This window comes from Archangium violaceum (assembly GCF_016887565.1).
In the GTDB taxonomy this organism is placed as follows: Bacteria; Myxococcota; Myxococcia; order Myxococcales; family Myxococcaceae; genus Archangium; species Archangium violaceum_B.
Window position 1 is genome coordinate 9,163,243 of the sequence record NZ_CP069396.1, and the last position, 17,654, is coordinate 9,180,896.

The 17,654-nt window shown below is 68.3% G+C and carries 18 protein-coding genes, 1 tRNA gene and 1 pseudogene; 12 read left to right on the forward strand and 8 right to left on the reverse strand.

Annotation, left to right across the window (positions count from 1 at the left end; translation table 11 throughout):
- Positions 1-131 precede the first annotated feature (131 nt).
- The 8 genes and pseudogenes from dnaG (at position 132) to JRI60_RS36565 (ending at position 7,873) form a co-directional block, all read left to right on the forward strand.
- On the forward strand, positions 132-1,988 hold the full coding sequence (dnaG, locus tag JRI60_RS36530; protein WP_430384417.1) for a DNA primase: 1,857 nt from the start codon (positions 132-134) through the stop codon (positions 1,986-1,988).
- An 89-nt stretch (positions 1,989-2,077) separates the two neighbouring features.
- The gene (rpoD, locus tag JRI60_RS36535; protein WP_204220541.1) at positions 2,078-4,234 is read left to right on the forward strand and encodes an RNA polymerase sigma factor RpoD; all 2,157 of its coding nucleotides are present in this window, start codon (positions 2,078-2,080) and stop codon (positions 4,232-4,234) included.
- Between the two features lie 215 nt (positions 4,235-4,449).
- Positions 4,450-4,761, forward strand: coding sequence for an MGMT family protein (locus JRI60_RS36540; RefSeq protein WP_204220542.1), 312 nt, complete (start codon positions 4,450-4,452; stop codon positions 4,759-4,761).
- A 95-nt stretch (positions 4,762-4,856) separates the two neighbouring features.
- Positions 4,857-4,929, forward strand: a tRNA-Ile gene (locus tag JRI60_RS36545).
- Between the two features lie 92 nt (positions 4,930-5,021).
- Entirely contained in the window at positions 5,022-5,183 is a 162-nt protein-coding gene (locus tag JRI60_RS36550; RefSeq protein ID WP_204220543.1) for a hypothetical protein, read from the forward strand.
- Between the two features lie 260 nt (positions 5,184-5,443).
- On the forward strand, positions 5,444-6,892 hold the full coding sequence (sitA5, locus tag JRI60_RS36555; RefSeq protein ID WP_430384338.1) for a SitA5 family polymorphic toxin: 1,449 nt from the start codon (positions 5,444-5,446) through the stop codon (positions 6,890-6,892).
- Positions 6,877-7,236, forward strand: a pseudogene (locus tag JRI60_RS36560) (DUF2019 domain-containing protein); the annotation flags it as partial. The gene sitA5 and the pseudogene JRI60_RS36560, both read left to right, overlap by 16 nt.
- A 7-nt stretch (positions 7,237-7,243) precedes the next feature.
- The gene (locus JRI60_RS36565; RefSeq protein WP_239470943.1) at positions 7,244-7,873 is read left to right on the forward strand and encodes a hypothetical protein; all 630 of its coding nucleotides are present in this window, start codon (positions 7,244-7,246) and stop codon (positions 7,871-7,873) included.
- 272 nt (positions 7,874-8,145) lie between these two features.
- Here the strand turns inward: JRI60_RS36565 and JRI60_RS36570 are convergent, their stop codons facing one another.
- The 5 genes from JRI60_RS36570 to JRI60_RS36590 form a co-directional block, all read right to left on the reverse strand.
- Complete coding sequence (locus tag JRI60_RS36570; RefSeq protein ID WP_204220547.1) at positions 8,146-8,760, reverse strand: hypothetical protein; 615 nt, start codon at positions 8,758-8,760, stop codon at positions 8,146-8,148.
- 156 nt (positions 8,761-8,916) lie between these two features.
- Positions 8,917-10,125, reverse strand: coding sequence for a putative sensor domain DACNV-containing protein (locus tag JRI60_RS36575; protein WP_204220548.1), 1,209 nt, complete (start codon positions 10,123-10,125; stop codon positions 8,917-8,919).
- Between the two features lie 360 nt (positions 10,126-10,485).
- Positions 10,486-10,680, reverse strand: a complete 195-nt coding sequence (locus tag JRI60_RS36580; RefSeq protein WP_239469926.1) for a helix-turn-helix domain-containing protein — start codon at positions 10,678-10,680, stop codon at positions 10,486-10,488.
- A gap of 199 nt (positions 10,681-10,879) precedes the next feature.
- Positions 10,880-11,245: a cupin domain-containing protein gene (locus tag JRI60_RS36585; RefSeq protein ID WP_204220549.1), complete on the reverse strand. Its 366-nt coding sequence runs from the start codon at positions 11,243-11,245 to the stop codon at positions 10,880-10,882.
- Positions 11,246-11,395: 150 nt separating this feature from the next.
- Complete coding sequence (locus JRI60_RS36590) at positions 11,396-11,599, reverse strand: cold-shock protein (protein WP_204220550.1); 204 nt, start codon at positions 11,597-11,599, stop codon at positions 11,396-11,398.
- 242 nt (positions 11,600-11,841) lie between these two features.
- Here JRI60_RS36590 and JRI60_RS36595 point away from each other — a divergent pair, with 242 nt between their 5' ends.
- From JRI60_RS36595 to JRI60_RS54715, 4 genes are read left to right on the forward strand one after another with little or no spacing between them, the layout of a single operon-like run.
- Positions 11,842-12,327, forward strand: a complete 486-nt coding sequence (locus JRI60_RS36595; RefSeq protein ID WP_204220551.1) for a periplasmic heavy metal sensor — start codon at positions 11,842-11,844, stop codon at positions 12,325-12,327.
- A 43-nt stretch (positions 12,328-12,370) separates the two neighbouring features.
- Positions 12,371-12,634 carry a hypothetical protein gene (locus JRI60_RS36600; protein ID WP_204220552.1) on the forward strand — a complete coding sequence of 88 codons (264 nt, stop codon included), beginning with the start codon at positions 12,371-12,373 and terminating at the stop codon, positions 12,632-12,634.
- 15 nt (positions 12,635-12,649) lie between these two features.
- On the forward strand, positions 12,650-13,330 hold the full coding sequence (locus JRI60_RS36605; RefSeq protein WP_204220553.1) for a response regulator transcription factor: 681 nt from the start codon (positions 12,650-12,652) through the stop codon (positions 13,328-13,330).
- Positions 13,327-14,724 (forward strand): HAMP domain-containing sensor histidine kinase, encoded by a 1,398-nt coding sequence (locus JRI60_RS54715; RefSeq protein WP_275439046.1) that lies wholly within the window; start codon positions 13,327-13,329, stop codon positions 14,722-14,724. The genes JRI60_RS36605 and JRI60_RS54715 overlap by 4 nt, the downstream gene beginning before the upstream one ends.
- A gap of 61 nt (positions 14,725-14,785) precedes the next feature.
- Here the strand turns inward: JRI60_RS54715 and JRI60_RS36615 are convergent, their stop codons facing one another.
- From JRI60_RS36615 to JRI60_RS36625, 3 genes are all read right to left on the reverse strand, one after another.
- The gene (locus tag JRI60_RS36615) at positions 14,786-15,625 is read right to left on the reverse strand and encodes a carboxypeptidase regulatory-like domain-containing protein (protein WP_204220554.1); all 840 of its coding nucleotides are present in this window, start codon (positions 15,623-15,625) and stop codon (positions 14,786-14,788) included.
- Between the two features lie 121 nt (positions 15,626-15,746).
- Positions 15,747-16,643 carry an ABC transporter permease gene (locus JRI60_RS36620; protein ID WP_204220555.1) on the reverse strand — a complete coding sequence of 299 codons (897 nt, stop codon included), beginning with the start codon at positions 16,641-16,643 and terminating at the stop codon, positions 15,747-15,749.
- Positions 16,643-17,653 (reverse strand): ABC transporter ATP-binding protein, encoded by a 1,011-nt coding sequence (locus JRI60_RS36625; protein ID WP_204220556.1) that lies wholly within the window; start codon positions 17,651-17,653, stop codon positions 16,643-16,645. The genes JRI60_RS36620 and JRI60_RS36625 overlap by 1 nt, the downstream gene beginning before the upstream one ends.
- Between the last annotated feature and the right edge of the window lies 1 nt (position 17,654).

Genomic DNA, 17,654 nt, shown 5'->3' on the forward strand with positions numbered 1-17,654 from the left:
AGCTGGACCTACATCGTCCCTCCTGCCCCGGGTGCGCGACCCCCGTGTGTCAGGGGAGCGCCCCATACTCGTCCGCTGGGGCTGGCACGCGGGCCATGTCGGTCCGGCCACGCCGGGCGGAGGGGGTGGCTGTGATCCCCGAGCACAAGATCCAGGAGGTCCTCGAGCGGGTGGACCTGGTGAACCTCGTCTCGCGCTACGTCGAGCTGAAGAAGGCCGGCCGCGAGTACAAGGGCCGCTGCCCGTTCCACCAGGAGAAGACGCCCTCCTTCTATGTCGTCCCGGAGAAGCGCTTCTATTTCTGCCACGGATGCCGGGCCAGCGGCGACGCCGTGTCCTTCGTCCAGCGCTACCTGGGGAAGACCTTCATCGACGCGGTGAGGGACCTGGCCCGCGAGGTGGGGGTGGACCTGGAGGCGGCGCAGGACCCCGGTGCCCGGGAGCGGCAGCAGCTCAAGGACGTGACCGACCAGGCGGCCGAGCACTTCCGGACGCTCCTGTGGGAGGAGGAGGGGCGCCGCGCCCGCGACTACCTCGCCAGCCGCGGCATCAGCGAGGACACCGCCCGCGCCTTCGGGCTGGGCTGGGCCCCGGCCGCGTGGACCTCGCTGGCGGATCGGCTCGCCAAGGTGGGGATGATCGACTGGGGCCTCAACGCGGGCCTCATCTCCAAGCGCCAGAAGGGCGACGGCTACTACGACTTCTTCCGCAGCCGCCTCATCATCCCCATCCGCGCCCCGGAGGGCCGCCCCATCGCCTTCGGCGGCCGGCTGGTGGACGCGGAGGAGGGCCCCAAGTACCTGAACTCCCGCGAGTCCCGGCTCTACAACAAGAGCGAGACCCTCTTCGGCATGGACCAGGCGCGCGATGAGATCCGCCGCCGCAAGGCCGCCGTCCTCGTGGAGGGGTACTTCGACTGCATCGCGCTGCACCAGGAGGGGGTGAAGCACACGGTGGCGCTGTGCTCCACCGCCCTCACCCCCGGCCACCTCAAGGTGCTCGGCCGCGCCGAGGCCCGGGAGCTCTTCCTCCTGCTGGACGGAGACCAGGCGGGTCTGGCCGCCGTGGAGCGTCTGGCCGGCCCCCTGCTGGCCGCGGGAGCGGCCGCCAAGGTGGCCCTGCTGCCCCAGGGCGACGACCCGGACACCTTCATCCGCCGCGAGGGCGCCACGGGCCTGGAGCGCCTGCTGGCCGAGGCCCGTCCCCTCACCCACCACGTCTTCCTCACCGTCCTGCCCCAGGGGAAGGAGGCCTCCTTCGAGGAGAAGATGGCCGCGCTGGAGCGGCTCAAGCCCGTGTCGGCCCAGCTGCCGGTGGGGCTGGTGCGCTCGGCCTTCTTCACCGCGCTGAGCGGCTGGTGTGGGCTGCCCGCCGCCGAGCTGGAGACCACGCTGCGCGGCAAGGCGCCTCCCCAGGTGAAGCCCGTCCCCAAGCCCGGCCAGGAGGCGTCCCACGCACCGGGCCGTCCCAACGGGCCGCCTGCCCGGGGAGCGGCCCCCGCGGCGCCCCGCCCGCCCCCTGTGAAGCCCCCGGACGCGCTGGAGGCCATGTACGTGGCCGCCGCCCTGCGCGAGCCCCGGCTGGTGGCCCGCGACATCTTCCGCGTCTGCGACGAGCTGGCCCACCCCGGCCTGCGCATGGCGCTCGCCCAGGCCACCTCCGGCATCGGCGCCGGGGACGCCCTCTTCGAGGCCCACGACACCGTCAAACGGGCCCTGGAGGCCGCCTGGCGCCAGCTGCCGGAAGGCGGCTCGGCCCTCGAGCATACGTTCCTGCTCGTCTGCCGGAACCTCATCCTCCGCCGCATCCGCGAGCAGTTGTCCTACATCGAGCGCACCACCCGCCAGACGGTCGGCGCCCATGACCTGTCAGAGGAGACCCGGCGCCTTCTCGCACAGCGAATCGAGCTGCTCGCACTGAAGAAAAGGGTGGAAGAGGAAATCCGCCCGCCTCCCCCGGGAACAAAGACACCGATGCAACCGGTTTGAGTTCGCGTTTGTAAGAATCCTCCACTTTGCGATAGATCGGCCGGCTCGCTCCAGGCCAGGTCCCTGTTTTTCCAAGGAGAAGTACCCGAATGCCGACGCAGAAGCCCTCCTCGAAGGTGGCCGTCAAGCCCAAGAAGAAGGTGGCCCCGGAGATCCGCAAGAAGAAGAAGCCGGAGGACGCCGCGGCCAAGGGTACCGAGACCGCCGACGCCAACGCCGTGTCCGCCAAGAAGGCCGACAAGAACGAGAAGGCCGCCGCGGCCGAGAAGGCCACCGAGACGCTCAAGAAGCGCAAGGCCGTGACGCAGGTGGACGACGGTGACGTCGATCCCGAGGAGGCCGCGGAGGAGGCTGCCGCCGCCGTCGAGGTCGATCCGGACGCCGTGGAGGACGAGGTGGACGAGGAGCCCATCGCGGACCGCAAGGAGGTCAAGGATCTCCTGGCCGCCGGTCGCGAGAAGGGCTTCCTCACCTACGACGAGGTCAATGACGCCCTGCCCGCGGACATCGTGTCGTCGGATCAGATCGACGACGTGATGAGCATGTTCGGCGACAACGACATCGAGATCGTCGACGCGCAGAAGGCCGCCCAGAGCACGGAGATCAAGCCCACGGTCGCGGTGGAGGAAGAGCGCGCCGAGGCCGAGGAGGACGAGAAGGACGAGGACGACGAGCCGGGTGGCAAGTCGAACGATCCGGTGCGCCTCTACCTGCGCAAGATGGGCAGCGTGAGCCTGCTCACGCGCGAGGGCGAGGTGGAGATCGCCAAGCGCATCGAGGAGGGCGAGAAGGAAGTGCTGCGCGCGCTGCTGGCGTGCCGCGTGGCGATGGTGGAGATCCTCGACATCGGCACCAAGCTCAAGAACGGCAAGCTGCGGGTGCGCGACGTCATCAAGGACGCGCCCGAGGAGGCCCAGGGCGAGGGCGAGGGCGAGGCCGAGGTGGAGGCCACGGAGGAGGGCGCCGAGGGTGAGGCCCAGCCGCAGCAGCTGGCGCAGAGCGAGCTGAACAAGATCGAGCAGATCAACAAGCAGATCGAGCGCATCCGCAAGTTCGCCAAGGACTGCGAGGCGCTGGACGCGGAGCTGCTCGGCAAGAAGAAGCTCACCGAGGTGAAGAAGAAGGAGCTCAAGCAGGAGGTGAAGGATCTCCGGACCAAGATGATGGAGGTCCTGGAGGAGATGCGGCTGAACAAGAAGCAGGTGGACCGCATCGTCGCCAACCTGAAGGGGCTCATCGAGCGGGTGGAGAAGGCGGAGGCGGAGCTGCGCGAGCTGGAGCGCCGCTACGGGGTGCCGCTGGAGCAGATGCGCGAGCTGCTGCGCGAGGCCAAGGAGGATCCCGAGGCCATGAAGAAGGCGCAGCGCAAGCTCAACGTCACCAGCGAGCAGCTGGATGCGTTGGAGCGCGACGTGCGCACCGCCACGCGCAACATCAAGCGGGTGGAGGAGGAGGCCAACCTCGAGGTGGAGGAGCTGCGCCGCAACTACGAGGCCATCCGCCTGGGTGAGCGCCGCGCCGAGCGCGCCAAGACGGAGCTGGTCGAGGCCAACCTGCGCCTGGTGGTCTCCATCGCGAAGAAGTACACGAACCGTGGCCTGCAGTTCCTGGACCTCATCCAGGAGGGCAACATCGGCCTGATGAAGGCGGTGGACAAGTTCGAGTACAAGCGCGGCTACAAGTTCTCGACGTACGCCACGTGGTGGATCCGCCAGGCGATCACGCGTGCGATCGCGGATCAGGCGCGCACCATCCGCATCCCGGTGCACATGATCGAGACGATCAACAAGCTCATCCGTACGAGCCGCTACCTGGTGCAGGAGATTGGCCGCGAGCCGACGCCCGAGGAGATCGCGGAGAAGATGGAGCTGCCGCTCGACAAGGTGCGCAAGGTGCTGAAGATCGCCAAGGAGCCGATCTCCCTGGAGACGCCGATTGGCGAGGAAGAGGACAGCCACCTGGGCGACTTCATCGAGGACAAGAGCCTGGTGTCGCCGTCGGACGCGGTGATCAACATGAACCTGGCCGAGCAGACGAGGAAGGTGCTGGCCACGCTGACGCCGCGTGAGGAGAAGGTGCTGCGGATGCGCTTCGGCATTGGCGAGAAGAGCGACCACACGTTGGAAGAGGTGGGCCAGGACTTCGAGGTGACGCGCGAGCGCATCCGACAGATCGAGGCCAAGGCGCTGCGCAAGCTGCGTCACCCGAGCCGCTCCAAGCGTCTGCGCTCCTTCGTGGAGAGCTGAGCGCCCCTGCACCACCAACCCCATCCCCTCCCTCTCCCTCCGGGAGAGGGTCGGGGTGAGGGTACCCGACCCAAGAGGTCGCTCCGTGAGACGGGGCGGCTGGAGTAAGAAGAAGCCCCCGCTCCCCCAGAGGACCGGGGGCTTTTTCCGTGTATGCCCCCTCTCCCCCTGGGAGAGGGCTGGGGTGAGGGTCTGCGCCGAGCCGAGGAGGTCCAATGCCGACGAAGCGTAAGACAGCCGAGCGCCCCCCACCCCTCCCCTTCCCCGAGGCGGTGCGCCGGGCGGTGCGAGCCATTCCGAGAGGAGAAGTGCGCTCATACGCGCAAATAGCCCTCTACGCGGGGCGACCAGGAGCGGCGCGAGGCGTGGGGAGGGAACTCAAGACGCTGGAGAACGTGCCGTGGTGGCGGGTCATCCGCGCCGACGGAACCCTGGCGCCGGGCGTGGCGGTGGAACAATCCCGGCGGCTGAAGGCCGAGGGCGTGCGCATGGAAGGAGAGGGCACGCGCTGGCGCGTGAAGCGCTGAGCAGCGCGGGCACGCGCCCCCTTGCGCCGGAGCGGGGTGCGCGATAGTTCCCAGGTCGGAACGGCGCCTCGGCGCCGTCCGTGGGTGGCATGTGGGGGCCCTTAGCTCAGCGGTCAGAGCTGTCGGCTCATAACCGATTGGTCCCTGGTTCGAATCCAGGAGGGCCCACTCCCCGTAACCCCGCCCCGCGCTTCGGGATTTTCCGCTGAGGAGCGGGAGCGGGAATCCTCCCTCTCCAGGTTCCGCACCACCGGCGCACCATGCGGGCCGCCCACCGCCAGCGGGAGCACCTCGGCAACCGGTGCCTCGGACGGCTGGAAGCTGAGCTGCTCCAGGCCCGCGCGCATGTCGTCAACGTCGAGGTGCCCGTAGACCCCCGCCGTGATGGTGGGCGAGGAGTGCCCGAGGATGCGCAGTCGTAGGGTTGGCGTCCTTGCAGAGCCCGCGCTGAATGGCCTTGGAGAAGACGGTCTACACGAAGCCCCGCAGGTTGTTGAGCGACTTGGCGAGAGCGCGTCCGCTGTGGCCGAGAGCGCCTCACCGATGCGGGCCGCATGCACTTGATCTCCTGAATTTCCAGCACCTCACCGGACCCGGTGGCTTGATCTTGCTGTCAGCTGATTTCTAGTAATCTTCGGGTTTGGGCTTCCAACTCAGGCGGCCCGCCCGGAGACATGTGGCGATGTTGAAACATTCCGACAAGTCGCGTCCTGTGGACACGCGGCGGTGCTTGCGCGTGGGGGCGCTGGCCCTGGCAGCGTTGATGCTGGTGACAGCGTGCGCCACGGGAGCCCCGAGGGGCGGAGGGTTGACGGCGTATCGTCATCGTTCGTCCATGCCGCATGATTCCCCCGAGGCGGAGCCGCTGGATGCGGAAGCCGACGACGGGGGCCAGGGAGAAGCTGTCTTCACCAAGCTGCCCACGGACTTTGCGCCTGTGCAGGTGAGTGACTCCGAGTTTACGGCAGCCCTGACAACATTTTGGCTGAACGCGCCGCTACGGGTAGCCACGTTCCGCCCCCCTCTGCATGTCGGCGGTCGGCTGGCGTTGGTCTCCGTGTCTTTGAGCGGGGAGGCTTTGAGCGCAGACCTGGCGCAGTCATACGGCCATTATTGCGAGCGGTGCGGCACCCCGGGGGATTGCCTGACACTGTTTGACGACGGGCCTCGCTTTCAAGATGACGACAAGCGCCGCCTTGCGGTTGCCCTGGCGGTAGGCCCTGCCCTGGAGGGCGTCAACGCGGAAGTGCGGGCAATGCTCGATCCCACGCGCGTCATGATGATGCTTAGCATCACCATCACGGTTTACATGGCGCTATTGTTGGCGCCCGTGCCCGAGCCCGTGACAAAGGGCGCGACCCTGGTTTTTAGCGCGGCCATGTGGGCTTATCTCGGGTGGGAATTCTTCAACCTGCTGAAAGCCTATGCGGAGCTTTACGAGGATGCGCCCCGAGCCTCTACCTTTGCCGAGTTGCGCCAGATAGGCGAGCGGTTCGGCCGTGTCATTGGCCCCAACAGTGTGCGGATTCTCGTGGTGGTGGCGACAACGGCGATAGGGGAAACGTCGGCGCTCGCATCCAAGGCTCCGAATCTACCGGGATTCGCGCAAGCTTCGGAGAGGTTCGCGGCCAATACTGGCTTGCGCTTGCAGGACGCGGTCACCGGAGCCGAGCGTGTCATTGTCTCGGTTCCCGAGGGAACGGTCCGACTCGTGTTGGCGCCTCAGGCCGTGGCCATGGCCGCCCGAGGCGTTGCCGCTGGGAGTCCTGCGCCGAGCCGGGGTAGGCTCCTCTCCAACGGACATAGAGCGTGGGGGTCGTATAGTGGCTTCAAATCGGCCATGGGGTCAGCGGGCCTGGGGAAGCAATGGCATCACATCGTGGAGCAGACACCGGGCAACCTGAGGCGGTTCGGGGGCGAGGCCTTACACAACACCGAGAACATCACCGCGCTCAACGCGGGGCTACACACCGACGTGAGCGCCTTCTACTCGTCGATCCGAGAAGGAATCACCGGCTCCACAACCCTGACGGTTCGGCAATGGATTGGCACGCAGTCATACGAAACCCAGCGTCAGTTCGGACTGAAGGCAATTGAGAACATCAGGAGAGGGATTTGGAGAGTCAGGTAGAACAGCTAGAAGAGCTGGCGGAAAGGTTTGCCCACCACACAGCGGAACAGACGGACGCAATCTTCAGAGGTGATGCCAGAACTGGAAACAGGCACGCGAAGCAGCGGCTCGCCACGTTCAAGAAGTTGCGCGCTCACGGGAACGCGGGACGGGACGCGCTCGCCCTGTTGCTCACGCATCCCCGAATGGACGTACGAGGCATGGCGGCGGTCTACCTGCTGCGCTATCGGACGGCGGAAGCCAGGGCCGTCTTACTGGAGATCGCAAAAGGTGAAGGGCTGGCCGCTTTTGAAGCTTCGGAGTCCCTGAAACGCTGGGACGAGGGCACTTGGGCACTCGATCCAGCCGAGGATGCCGCGGGGCAGCCAGAAGCATCCCGACCGACCGCGCATACCAAGCGCAGCCGACCACGCACGGAGTGCGCTGCTACTGACAAGCGGAGAGGAAGCAAGCGGGACAAAACCGGCGGTCGAGCTTGAGGGGATCACGGAGATCCTCGCGGACTACCAGACCCGTCAAGGCTTCATGGACGAGGAGTCGGAGGAAGATGCCCCCGCGTGCATCTTCTCCATGCTCTCTCTGGTGAGAGGACGCATCGAACAAGTGCGTCGGGTGATACGTGGAGAGGAGGACCCGGCGCACATCTGGGGGCCTCACAACGCGATCACCCTCCCCGAGTCACTGGCCGACGTTGACGGGGATATCGTCCTGTTCCCGTGGACCGCCCGTGGGATGCCGCTGGTGCTCGCCCGTCCCTCTGGCTGGGGCCTGGACCCGAAGGAACGGGAGGCGCGGCAGGCGCTGGGCCTGGAGGCGCGGAAGCCGAAGGGGCACAAGGAACGGAAGGCGAAGGAGCCGAAGGGGCACAAGGAACAGAAGGCGAGGCAGTCGGCCCCCGACGCAGAGGAGGAGAAACCGGCGCTCAAGTCCTCTCGCGTTCCGGGGGAGCAGCCGAAGGACCCACCTCCCGCTGCGTCCTAGTCATTCGGTAGGGGCTTCGACGTTCGACCGATGGGGCGCGCGGGGATGCTCCATCGGTCTCTGCTCCTGGGGCCTGGAACGACGCGAGCCGCCCAGCCTTGAGGAAACGTTGTGATGAACCGGCTTGGCCCCCAGCGGCGGGCCGGTGTCGTTCTCCGAACTGGAGCGGCTGAGGAATGCTTCTGGCTGGAGTTCGTCCGCCGCGACGCAGAACGCGAACTGCACCTGCAAGCGCGAGTCGCCAACCTGCGGACAGTGCCGCCGGACGCTCCTTAGGCCGATGTCTTCTCGTGTCCGGTTGCGAGGCTGGTTCGCGGAGATGCGCTAGTGCCCTTGCGGGCGGCCTCTGCCGCATCTTCCTTCTCCTCGCGCTGTCGCTGGAACGCAAGGCGACGGCGCCAGTACACCGCAAGTGGCACGACCTCCACATCGACGGACGGGTCGTAGTTACGTACGAATAACTGGTATCTCGTCTCCAGGGTCGTAGTGATGTCGTCCGGGACGGACCTCCACTTCCCGTCCGTGATCATGGCCCGCTGCTTCGCCAAATGCTCTGGCTCCGCGAACGGATTGCGTGCGGAGCGCTCCAGATCCTTGAGCGCCTCCGGCACGGTGTCCGGATGGAAGCGCATCTCCCACGTCGGACCATCGCGCCGCCGAAGTTCGAAAAGGTCGTGGCTCTCCGTCGGAGGCCAGTCGTACACGTTGTACTCGTAGACCAGAAGCATCTCTACGAAGTCGAAAGTCCACGACCAGTGGAATACGTCCTTGCGCTCGTCGATCTCGACTCGGCGGAGGGCAACCAGCCGCTCGTTGCGACGCTTCTTCCACGCGGACCGCGCCCACAGCAGGACGATGGCCGCCACGAGCACGTAGGCGAGTTCCATGCACGCCATCCTCGCCCACGGATCTGGGCAGTGCCACTGAGCGGGGGTTCAGAGGGGAGGGCCCGACGAGGAGCAAAGGCGGTTCCGGTTCCGCCTATAGGGGCGGGAACCGGGAACCACCGGCCCGCCTCCTCAGCGGCTCCCCCGGGCGAGGAGCTAGATCTCCGGAAACCGAACTTTCCAGAATAGGATCCGGCTTTGCTCCTTTATCAAGCACTTGATTGGGCCATCCTCCGATGCGACGAAGGCGAATCCGCCGGTCGAAGCGACGAAAGACGCAGCAGCCCTGTGCCTGGTCCCGTGAATCCCCAGGGGGTATTCGACAGGAGAAACACTCTGTCCCGTCGCGTCAAATGCTTCATAGAGTGGAAGGGTGTCGGACGAGCCCACCTTGTATCCGGCGCCGAAAACTCGAAGATTTGGCCCGAGTAGGAGCGCGCCATCCATGGCGGTAAGCCGCGCAATGTCATCCGACAGTGAGTCCACCTCGGACTGAGCCCACTCGCGGAGGCTCATTGCCTCATCCCACTCATCATTGCGCTCGTCCTCCCGGAAGGCGACTCCAAACCCGCGTTCGCTTGCTTCAAAGAGGTTCCGGATCTTGGCTGCCAGGATGTCGGGCTCGGTGAGCACGAGCTTCGGGATGTCCTGCTGCGAGTCGAGAGATGGAGTCGGCTGGACGAGAATGAGACCTCCGCGACCAGTCGCTCGCATGCCTCTGACGAGCCTTTCGAAAACGCGCTCGCCATGGCTGGGCATGAAGATCCGATTCTTCACCCCGCTGAGCAGATCCCCTAGCGACTGTAGGATGGTGGAGCGCACCACGCCATCGGAGATGAAGATGTCGGGAGCCGGTTCGGCAAGCTGCCCGCGCTCGTACCTCATGATCTCGGTGCCGGCATAAACGAGCGAGAGGGCTCCAGGGGCAGTGGTGGACAGGAAGAGAACGTTCCCGCCATTCGTGCTGGTGTTGAGCCTGGCAATTCCCACGGCCTGCCAGCCGGATGACTCCTCGTGCTCCAAGACAACGGCGGTTCGACCAGGCTCGGTCACGACTGAGAGCTTGACGAGCGCTTCCAGGTCGAGCCGTTGCGGTTTGAGCGGGAGCACAGACCAGGCTCGCTGTCGAGGTACATCCGAGCCCAGGTACTCAGAGCTGTCCTCGACATCCTGGAGAGGTATTCTCGGCGATACGACAACCTGCACGCGGGTGGCGCTACCCTCTTCGGTCGAGAGGCTCGCGAAGAAGAGGAGATCGAGAAGCTCGCCGACGACTTGCACTAGCCGCAGGTTGCCGAGCCAGTTTGGGGCTCGCCGCTTCAGCGCCTCCTGTAGGTGATCGCGCGGATACAGAAGAACTGCCATGGCTCCTCGCTCATGGAATGGGAGAGATGCCGTCACAAAGCGCCGATAACGATTCACCGTCCTCGCAGAGTGTCAAGGTAGATGTCGGGTGAGTCGCTTCAGCTCGTTCAAGCTGCCAGCACCCGCTCCCATTCCGCCCGTCCCTCCTCGTACTGCCACGAGGGCATCTCAGGGACGCCCGGGGGCGGTTCCACCTCGCGCACGGCGGCCCTGTCAGCCCGCTCGGCTTGGGTGGTGGTCCTCGGAGTCCCATGGCTCAGTCCTGGAAAAGCCCTCGATCAAAACCTGACGGCGTGTGCCGGAAGGGGGGCAGCGGTCTCTAGGGCGCAGCCCTCCAGAGATTCGACCCGCCCCTCCACCTCAGCGCCGCCCCCGGGCGAGGAGCGCCTCCAGCGAAGCGGCTGGGATGCGGATGGAGCGCCCGACCCACACCCGCTCCAGTTCCCCCCGTTCGAGGAGCGCGTAGACGGTGGCCCGGCAGACGGCCAGCTCCTCCGCCACCTCGCGCACCGTGAGCATCGGCGGGCCCACCGGCCGCACCATGTTCCGCACCACGGGCGCACCACGGCCAGTCGAAGCGGTGGAAACGGTGCCAACCGGCACCGCCCCCGCCCCTTGAGAAGTCCCAATCTTTTCCGTAGGTTGCGAGCCGGTGACAGGGGCGGCGACCCCCTGCCAACCCGCTCCCTCCCGGCTCATAACCGATTGGTCCCTGGTTCGAATCCAGGAGGGCCCACTCCCCTTCCCCCGCGCGTCAGGCCTTGGCCTGGTCGTCGCGAACCTTCTCGTCGCGTCCGTGCACGGTGGCGGGCGGGCTGGTGGCCTCGACGGCGGTGAAGGACTCGAGAATCTTGTACGTGTGGCTGGCGCCCCTGGGCACGAGCCACGAGTCGCCCGGGTTGAGCAGCAGCACCTGTCCCTCGAGGTGCAGCTCGGCGCGGCCCTTGATGACGTAGCCCACCGTCTCGTAATCGCGCGCGGTGGGGGGCAGCGGCTCGGCGGGCTGCTCGTTCTCCCACAGGCGCATGGAGACCCGAATGCCTCCGGCCAGGTACTTCTGCCCCATCTGCCCCTTCGGGGAGAATTGGGAGTCGACCTTCTTCACGCTGGTGTCGCCCATCTCGTCTCCTTCGCGGACGTTGGCGTTTGCCCTTTGCCGGACAAGGTAAGGAGCGAAGGGCGAGACGAACCCCGCAATGACACGCCCGCTCCCCCCTCGAAGGGAAGAGCGGGCGCGAAGGACACGGCCCGAAGGCCGTGGCCCGGGGACTCAGGCAGGACGCACGTTCTGCGCCTGCAGGCCCTTGGGGCCGCGTGTCACCTCGTATTGCACCTTCTGACCTTCGGCCAGGGAGCGGAAGCCATCCATGTTGATGGCGGTGTGGTGGCAGAAGACATCCTCGCCACCGTCGTCCGGCGCGATGAAACCGAAGCCCTTCGCGTCGTTGAACCACTTCACGGTACCCGTTGCCATACTCTTTCCTGCTTTCTGCGTTCTGCTTCTACGGACTGCTGAACAGACACCCCAGACGTTGGGGCGCCAGGGTGAGGTAACGGTCCCCGCACCTCCCCCATTCCCTACCGGTCTTCCCGCACCGGCCTTCACACTTCTTCATAAGTACTGGGCGCCCGCTTCACACCCCCCCCGTACCTTCTGCACCAACCGATGGATGTCGGGTCGCTGACCGCCCGGCCGCTCACGGAAGGAGCAGAACCATGTTCGGATTCGTTTTCGGTACCGCCTGCCTGGCTGGCCTCTTCTACACCCTGCGCGGCAACCGCCGCTGGGGCCACCGCCACGGAGGCCGCTGGAGCTGGCGCGGCCGGATGCGCTGGCTCTTCGAGCGCCTGGACACCTCGCCCGGCCAGGAGAAGGTCATCGTCCAGGCCGCGGACGACCTCACCGAGGCCTTCGAGAAGATGCGTGACGAGATGAGCGCCACGCGCGCCGCCGTCGCCCGCTCGCTGCGGGGCGAGGCGTTCGACAGTTCCAGCCTGCGCGAGCTGGACGCGAAGCACGACGAGCTCATCGACAACCTGCGCAAGACGCTGCGCACCTCGCTGTCGAAGATCCACGAGGCGCTGGACGCGAAGCAGCGGCGCGAGCTGGCGGACCTGCTCGAGCACGGCTGGGGATACGGCTACCGCCACTCCGGCTACGGGGGCGGCTGCGGTGGCTGGCGCGGCGCCCGTTCCTGCTGAGCCGTCCTGAACCCCGAATCCCGAACCCCGAAAGGAACACACCATGCGCCGCCGCGCCCTCATCATCCTGCTCGCCGTTGGAACCATCGCTGGCTACTCGTCCGGCTTCGCCAGCCTCTATCGCTGGCACCGCTACGGCCACGGTCATGGCCAGGGCTGGTCCTGCCAGCACGGACGGGGCTACGAGTACGACACCCGCACCGCGCCGTCATGGCCTCCGCCCCGGCAGCCTCCCGCGCCCCAGGCCCCCCAGGCCCAGGCCCAGGCGCCCCTCACCGACGCTCCAGGCGAGCCCGGCCCGCGTTAGAGTCGAAGCACGCCCATGGCCACCCGCGTCCTCCTCATCGACGATGACACCCGGATGTACGAGCTGCTCGCGCAGTACCTCGGGCAGAACGGCATCACCGTCGCCCACGCACCCGATGGAGGACGCGGACTGGCCGCGCTGGAGGCCAACACCTACGACGCCGTGCTGCTGGACGTGATGATGCCGGGCATGGACGGGCTGGAGGTGTGCCGGCGCATCCGAGCCAAGAGCACCCTGCCCATCCTCATGCTCACCGCGCGCGGCGACGAGACGGACCGCGTGGTGGGGCTGGAGCTCGGCGCGGATGACTACCTGGCCAAGCCCTTCAGCCCGCGCGAGCTGCTCGCGCGCCTGAGGGCCGTGCTGCGGCGCGCCCAGCCCGCCTCGGTGGCCGAGAAGCTGGAGTCCAGCGGCGTCTCCATCGACGTGTCGGCCCGCGAGGTGCGCGTGGGCGGCCGGCAGGTGGAGCTCACCGGGCTCGAGTTCGACATGCTGGTGGCCCTGGTGCGGCGGGCCGGGCGCGTCATTCCGCGCGATGCGCTGCTCGGCGAGGCCGGCCGGAGCGACACCGTGGTGGGCGAGCGCACCGTGGACGTGCACATCTCCCACCTGCGGCAGAAGCTGGGCGACGAGGGCTCGCGCCTCATCAAGACGGTGCGTGGCGTGGGCTACCTCTTCGCCAAAGAGGGCCCATGAGACGGGACTCGCGCTTCCACGCGGGCCGGCATCCTCACGGGCACAGGGGATGGGCCCGGCGCTGGCCCATGAGCCGGCTCGGCTGGTTCATCCGGGCCCACCTGCGCCGGCGGCTCTTCGTCTGGTTCGGTGTGTCCATCTTCATCACCTTCCTGGTGGTCGTCACCGTGATGAACGTGATGGGGGGCCTGATGGGCGGTGGCTCCTCCTGGCATCAGGAGACGGAGCGCGTGCGCACCTTCGTGGGCCACCAGCTCGCCGCGGTGTGGGATGACCCCGCGCGCCGGGACGCGCTCGCCCGGTCGGTCACCCAGGATCTGGCCTTCGACGTGGAGCTGCGGGATGCCTCCGGGGCGCTGTTGCTGCGTACCGGTGGGCCCTGTGCCCCCCACTCGGAGCTCACCGTGCCGGTGGAGCGCGAGGGCGTGAAGCTCGGCACCGCGCGGGCCTGCTTCGGGCGAACCCGGCCCCGGCAACCCTGGCGAGGGCCCATGGTGCTGCTGCTGGCCGGAGCCACGCTGTGGATGGCCACGGGGTGGCTCGCCCGGCAGCTGTCGCGCCCGCTGGACACGCTGGCTCGGACGGCGCAGGAGCTCGGCGAGGGCAAGCTGGACGCGCGCGTGCAGTTGGGCCGGCACGCCACCGGCGAGATGACCGTGCTGGCCGAGGTCTTCAACGAGATGGCCGCGCGCATCGAGCGGCAGATGGCGGATCAGCGCGAGCTGCTGGCCGCGGTGTCGCACGAGCTGCGCACGCCGCTGGCGCACCTGCGCGTCCTCGTGGAGCTGATGCGCGACGCCGGAGGCCCGGAGCGCACGGCGGACCAGATGGAGCGCGAGGTGGTGGAGCTGGATGCCCTGGTGGGCGAGCTGCTGGCGAGCTCGCGGCTGGACTTCGGGCAGCTGAGCGCTCGTGAGCTGGACGGGAAGGACTTGGCTTTGCGGGCGCTGGAGCGGATGGGGCAGCCGGTGGAGACGCTGGCGGTGGAGGTGGCCGACGCGAAGCTGGTGGGGGACGCCACGCTGTTGGGGCGCGCACTGGCCAACCTGCTGGACAACGCGCGCAAGCACGGCCAGGGCGCCGAGGCCCTGAGGCTGCTCGAGCGCGACGGTCAGCTGGCCTTCTGCGTGGACGACCGGGGCCCGGGGTTGCTGCCCGGCGAGGAGACGCGCATCTTCGAGCCCTTCTACCGGAAGGACCGGGGCGGAGAGGCGCGCGAGGCGGGCTCGCTGGGACTGGGGCTCGCGCTGGTGCAGCGGATTGCCCGGGCGCACGGCGGCGACACCTTCGCGGAGAACCGTCCGGGAGGAGGCGCCCGGGTGGGCTTCACGCTGCGGCGAGAGGGGCCCCCAGCGGTCAAGTCACCGCCCACAGCGACCCACTCTCGAGTGTGAGTCCCTGGTTCCGAGCACCCTCTCCCTCTGGGAGAGGGCCGGGGTGAGGGTATCCGGGCCCCTACTTCGCGCCCCCGGGAGCGGAGCCCCTGGCCTGAGCCGTCGCCGCGAACTCGAAGGAAACGGAAGCCGTCTCCCCGTCCTTCACGGACACCTCGGCCGTCTGGGTACCGAGCGTCTCGTGCCAGGCCTCGAGGGTGTAGCTGCCGACGGGCAGGTGCTCGATGGAGAAGGAGCCATCGGCGCCGGAGGTGGCGAAGTACGGGTTGGAGTTCACCACGACCCAGGAGACCATCCACGGGTGGATGTCGCACTTGAGGCGGACCACCTCGGCCTCGGCGGGCAGGTTGCGCTCCACGGCCTTGCCGTTGGGAGGCTGGGCCACGTTGAAGAGGGTCTTCGCCCCGGCGAGAGCGCGCGCGTTGTGCAGCGTGCCGTCGCTGTTCTTGATGAGGATGGGCTGACCGGTGGCGACGCCCTGCACACGCGGCAGGTAGGTGCACTGCTGCTGGTCGATGATCGCGGGCTTCGCCGGACGCGAGCGGGGCACCAGGCCGCGCACGCGCACGAGCACGTTGGCCAGCTTGCCGTCCTTCACCTGGAGGGACTGGTCCGTCAGCGCCATGCCCTGGCAGGCGGGATCCTCGCTGGGCGCGATGGCGGCGGACGCGGGCGGCGTGCCCTTGAAGGAGACGGTGCCACGCACGGTGCCACCACCGACCTCTGGGGCGGGAGCCTCCGGGGGGGCCTCGGCCTTCTTCACCTCGGCCGGAGCCTGCGCGGAGGACGGAGGGGTGGACCCCCGGCCGGCGGTCGACGGGGACTGCTCTTCCTTGCAAGCCGGAAGGGCGGCGAGCCCCACGGCACCGAGCACCGCGACGCCCAGCGTACGCAGCTTCATGTGAACTCTCCCTGGTGGCGCCCACGTATGTCGGGTCGGATGCGGGCCGCCTGATGTACTGGGTCCTCCCGTCGTAGCAGAAGAAAGGACCCGGAAGTCAACGCAAGACAGGCCTATCCAGTCACTCCCGGCGATTGACGCTGAAGGCGGCCAGAGCCAGGAAGACGGTGGCGAAGACGAACAGCACCGGCACCTCCAGACCCGCGCCGGAGGAGGCGGTCCCCACGGCGAGTGAAGCCTCGGCGCCGTAGAGCGCGCGCCGGATGCCTTCCACGGAGAAGCGCATGGGGTTGAGGCGCATCACCCAGGCCAGCAGCGGCCCGGCGCCCTTGAGGGGGAACATGGCGCCGGAGAGCACCCACATGGGCAACAGCACGATGCTCATCACCGCGTGGTAGCCGGCGGTGGAGCGCACCCACCAGGCGAGCGCGATGCCCATGCCGGTGAGGCCCAGGGCGGACAGCACCATCACCCCCAGCAGCAGCGGCACGTCCAGGGTGGCGGCCTTCACCCCGGCCAAGGGGGCGAAGAGGAGGAAGAGCGAGGCCTGCAGCAGGGCGATGGCCGAGGAGCCCAGCGCCTTGCCCAGCACCACCGCCAGGCGGGAGCCCGGCCCGGCGAGGACGGATTGGAGGAAGCCCTCGCGCCGGTCCTCGATGACGGAGATGGTGGCGAAGATGGCGCTGAAGAGCACCACCATGGTGACGACACCGGGGAAGGAGAAGCGCTGGTAGTCCAGGCCCTGGGCGCCCTCCACGCGGAAGGAGCCGGAGAAGCCCGCGCCGATGACGAACCAGAAGAGGATGGGCTGGGCGAGCGCCCCGACGATGCGGCTGGGCTGACGGAAGAAGCGCACCACGTCGCGCGCCAGCAGCACGCGCACGGTGGACCACTGGAGCGCGAGCGCGCTCGGGGCCCGGGCCTCCACGCGGGAGTCGCGTCGGATGTCCAGCTCCGGCCCGGACGGCCCCGTCTCGGGCACGTCGGAGTCGGGAGCGGTGGTGGCATGGGCGTTCATCAATGACGACTCCTACGGCGGACGGGCTCGGCGGCGGGCTGGTCCGCCCCGAGCACCCGGCCGGTGAGTTGGAGGAACACGTCCGCGAGGGTGGGACGGCGCAAGGACACGGAGGCGAGCCGGCCGGCCGGGAAGGCCTCCACCAGCCGGGGGACCAGCGCGTGCCCCTGCTCCACCTCCACCTGCACGCGGCCCTCCACCACGCGGGCCTCCAACCCCAGCCGGGCGCGCAGCTCGTCCGCGAGGGCCTCGGGCTCCCGGGCCTCCAGGGTGAGGATGTCCCCGCCCACCCGAGCGGCCAGCGCCGCCGGGGTGTCGGTGGCCACCAGCCGTCCGGAGTCCAGCACCGCCAGCCGGTCGCACATCTCCGCCTCGTCGGCGCGGTGCGTGGTGAGCAGCACGGTGAGGCCCTCGGCGTCGCGCAGGGCGCGCAGGTGCGCCCAGAAGGAGCGGAAGGAGGCCTCGTCGAGCCCCTGGGTGGGCTCGTCCATGAGGACGATGCTCGGCTGGTGCACCAGGGCGCGCGCCAGCTCCAAGCGCCGGCGCATGCCACCGGACCAGGTGGAGACGCGCTCGTCGCCGCGCGCCTCGAGGCCGATGAGCCGGAGCATCTGCTCCACGCGCTCGCGGGCCCACGCGCCCGTCAGCCCATACAGCCGGGCGCCGAGCATGAGGTTCTCCCGCGCGCTCATCAGGTCATCCAGGCTGCTGCGCTGGAAGATGATGCCCATGCGCTGGCGCAGGGCCGGGTCGTTGAGCGACAGGGGCCGCCCCTCGAACAGGACGCGTCCGGCATCCGGCGCGAGCAGGCCGGCGAGCAGCTGGAAGGTGGTGGACTTCCCGGCGCCGTTGGGGCCGAGCAGGCCGACGATCTCCCCCGCCCGCACCGAGAGGTTCAACCCATCCAGCGCCACCCGCTGCTTGAAGCACCGGGTGAGACCGTCGAGTTGGAGCAGGGGCGCCGCGGAGCGGCTGGCCGCCGGAGAGAGGGCCTTCAGGGCCGTGGACATC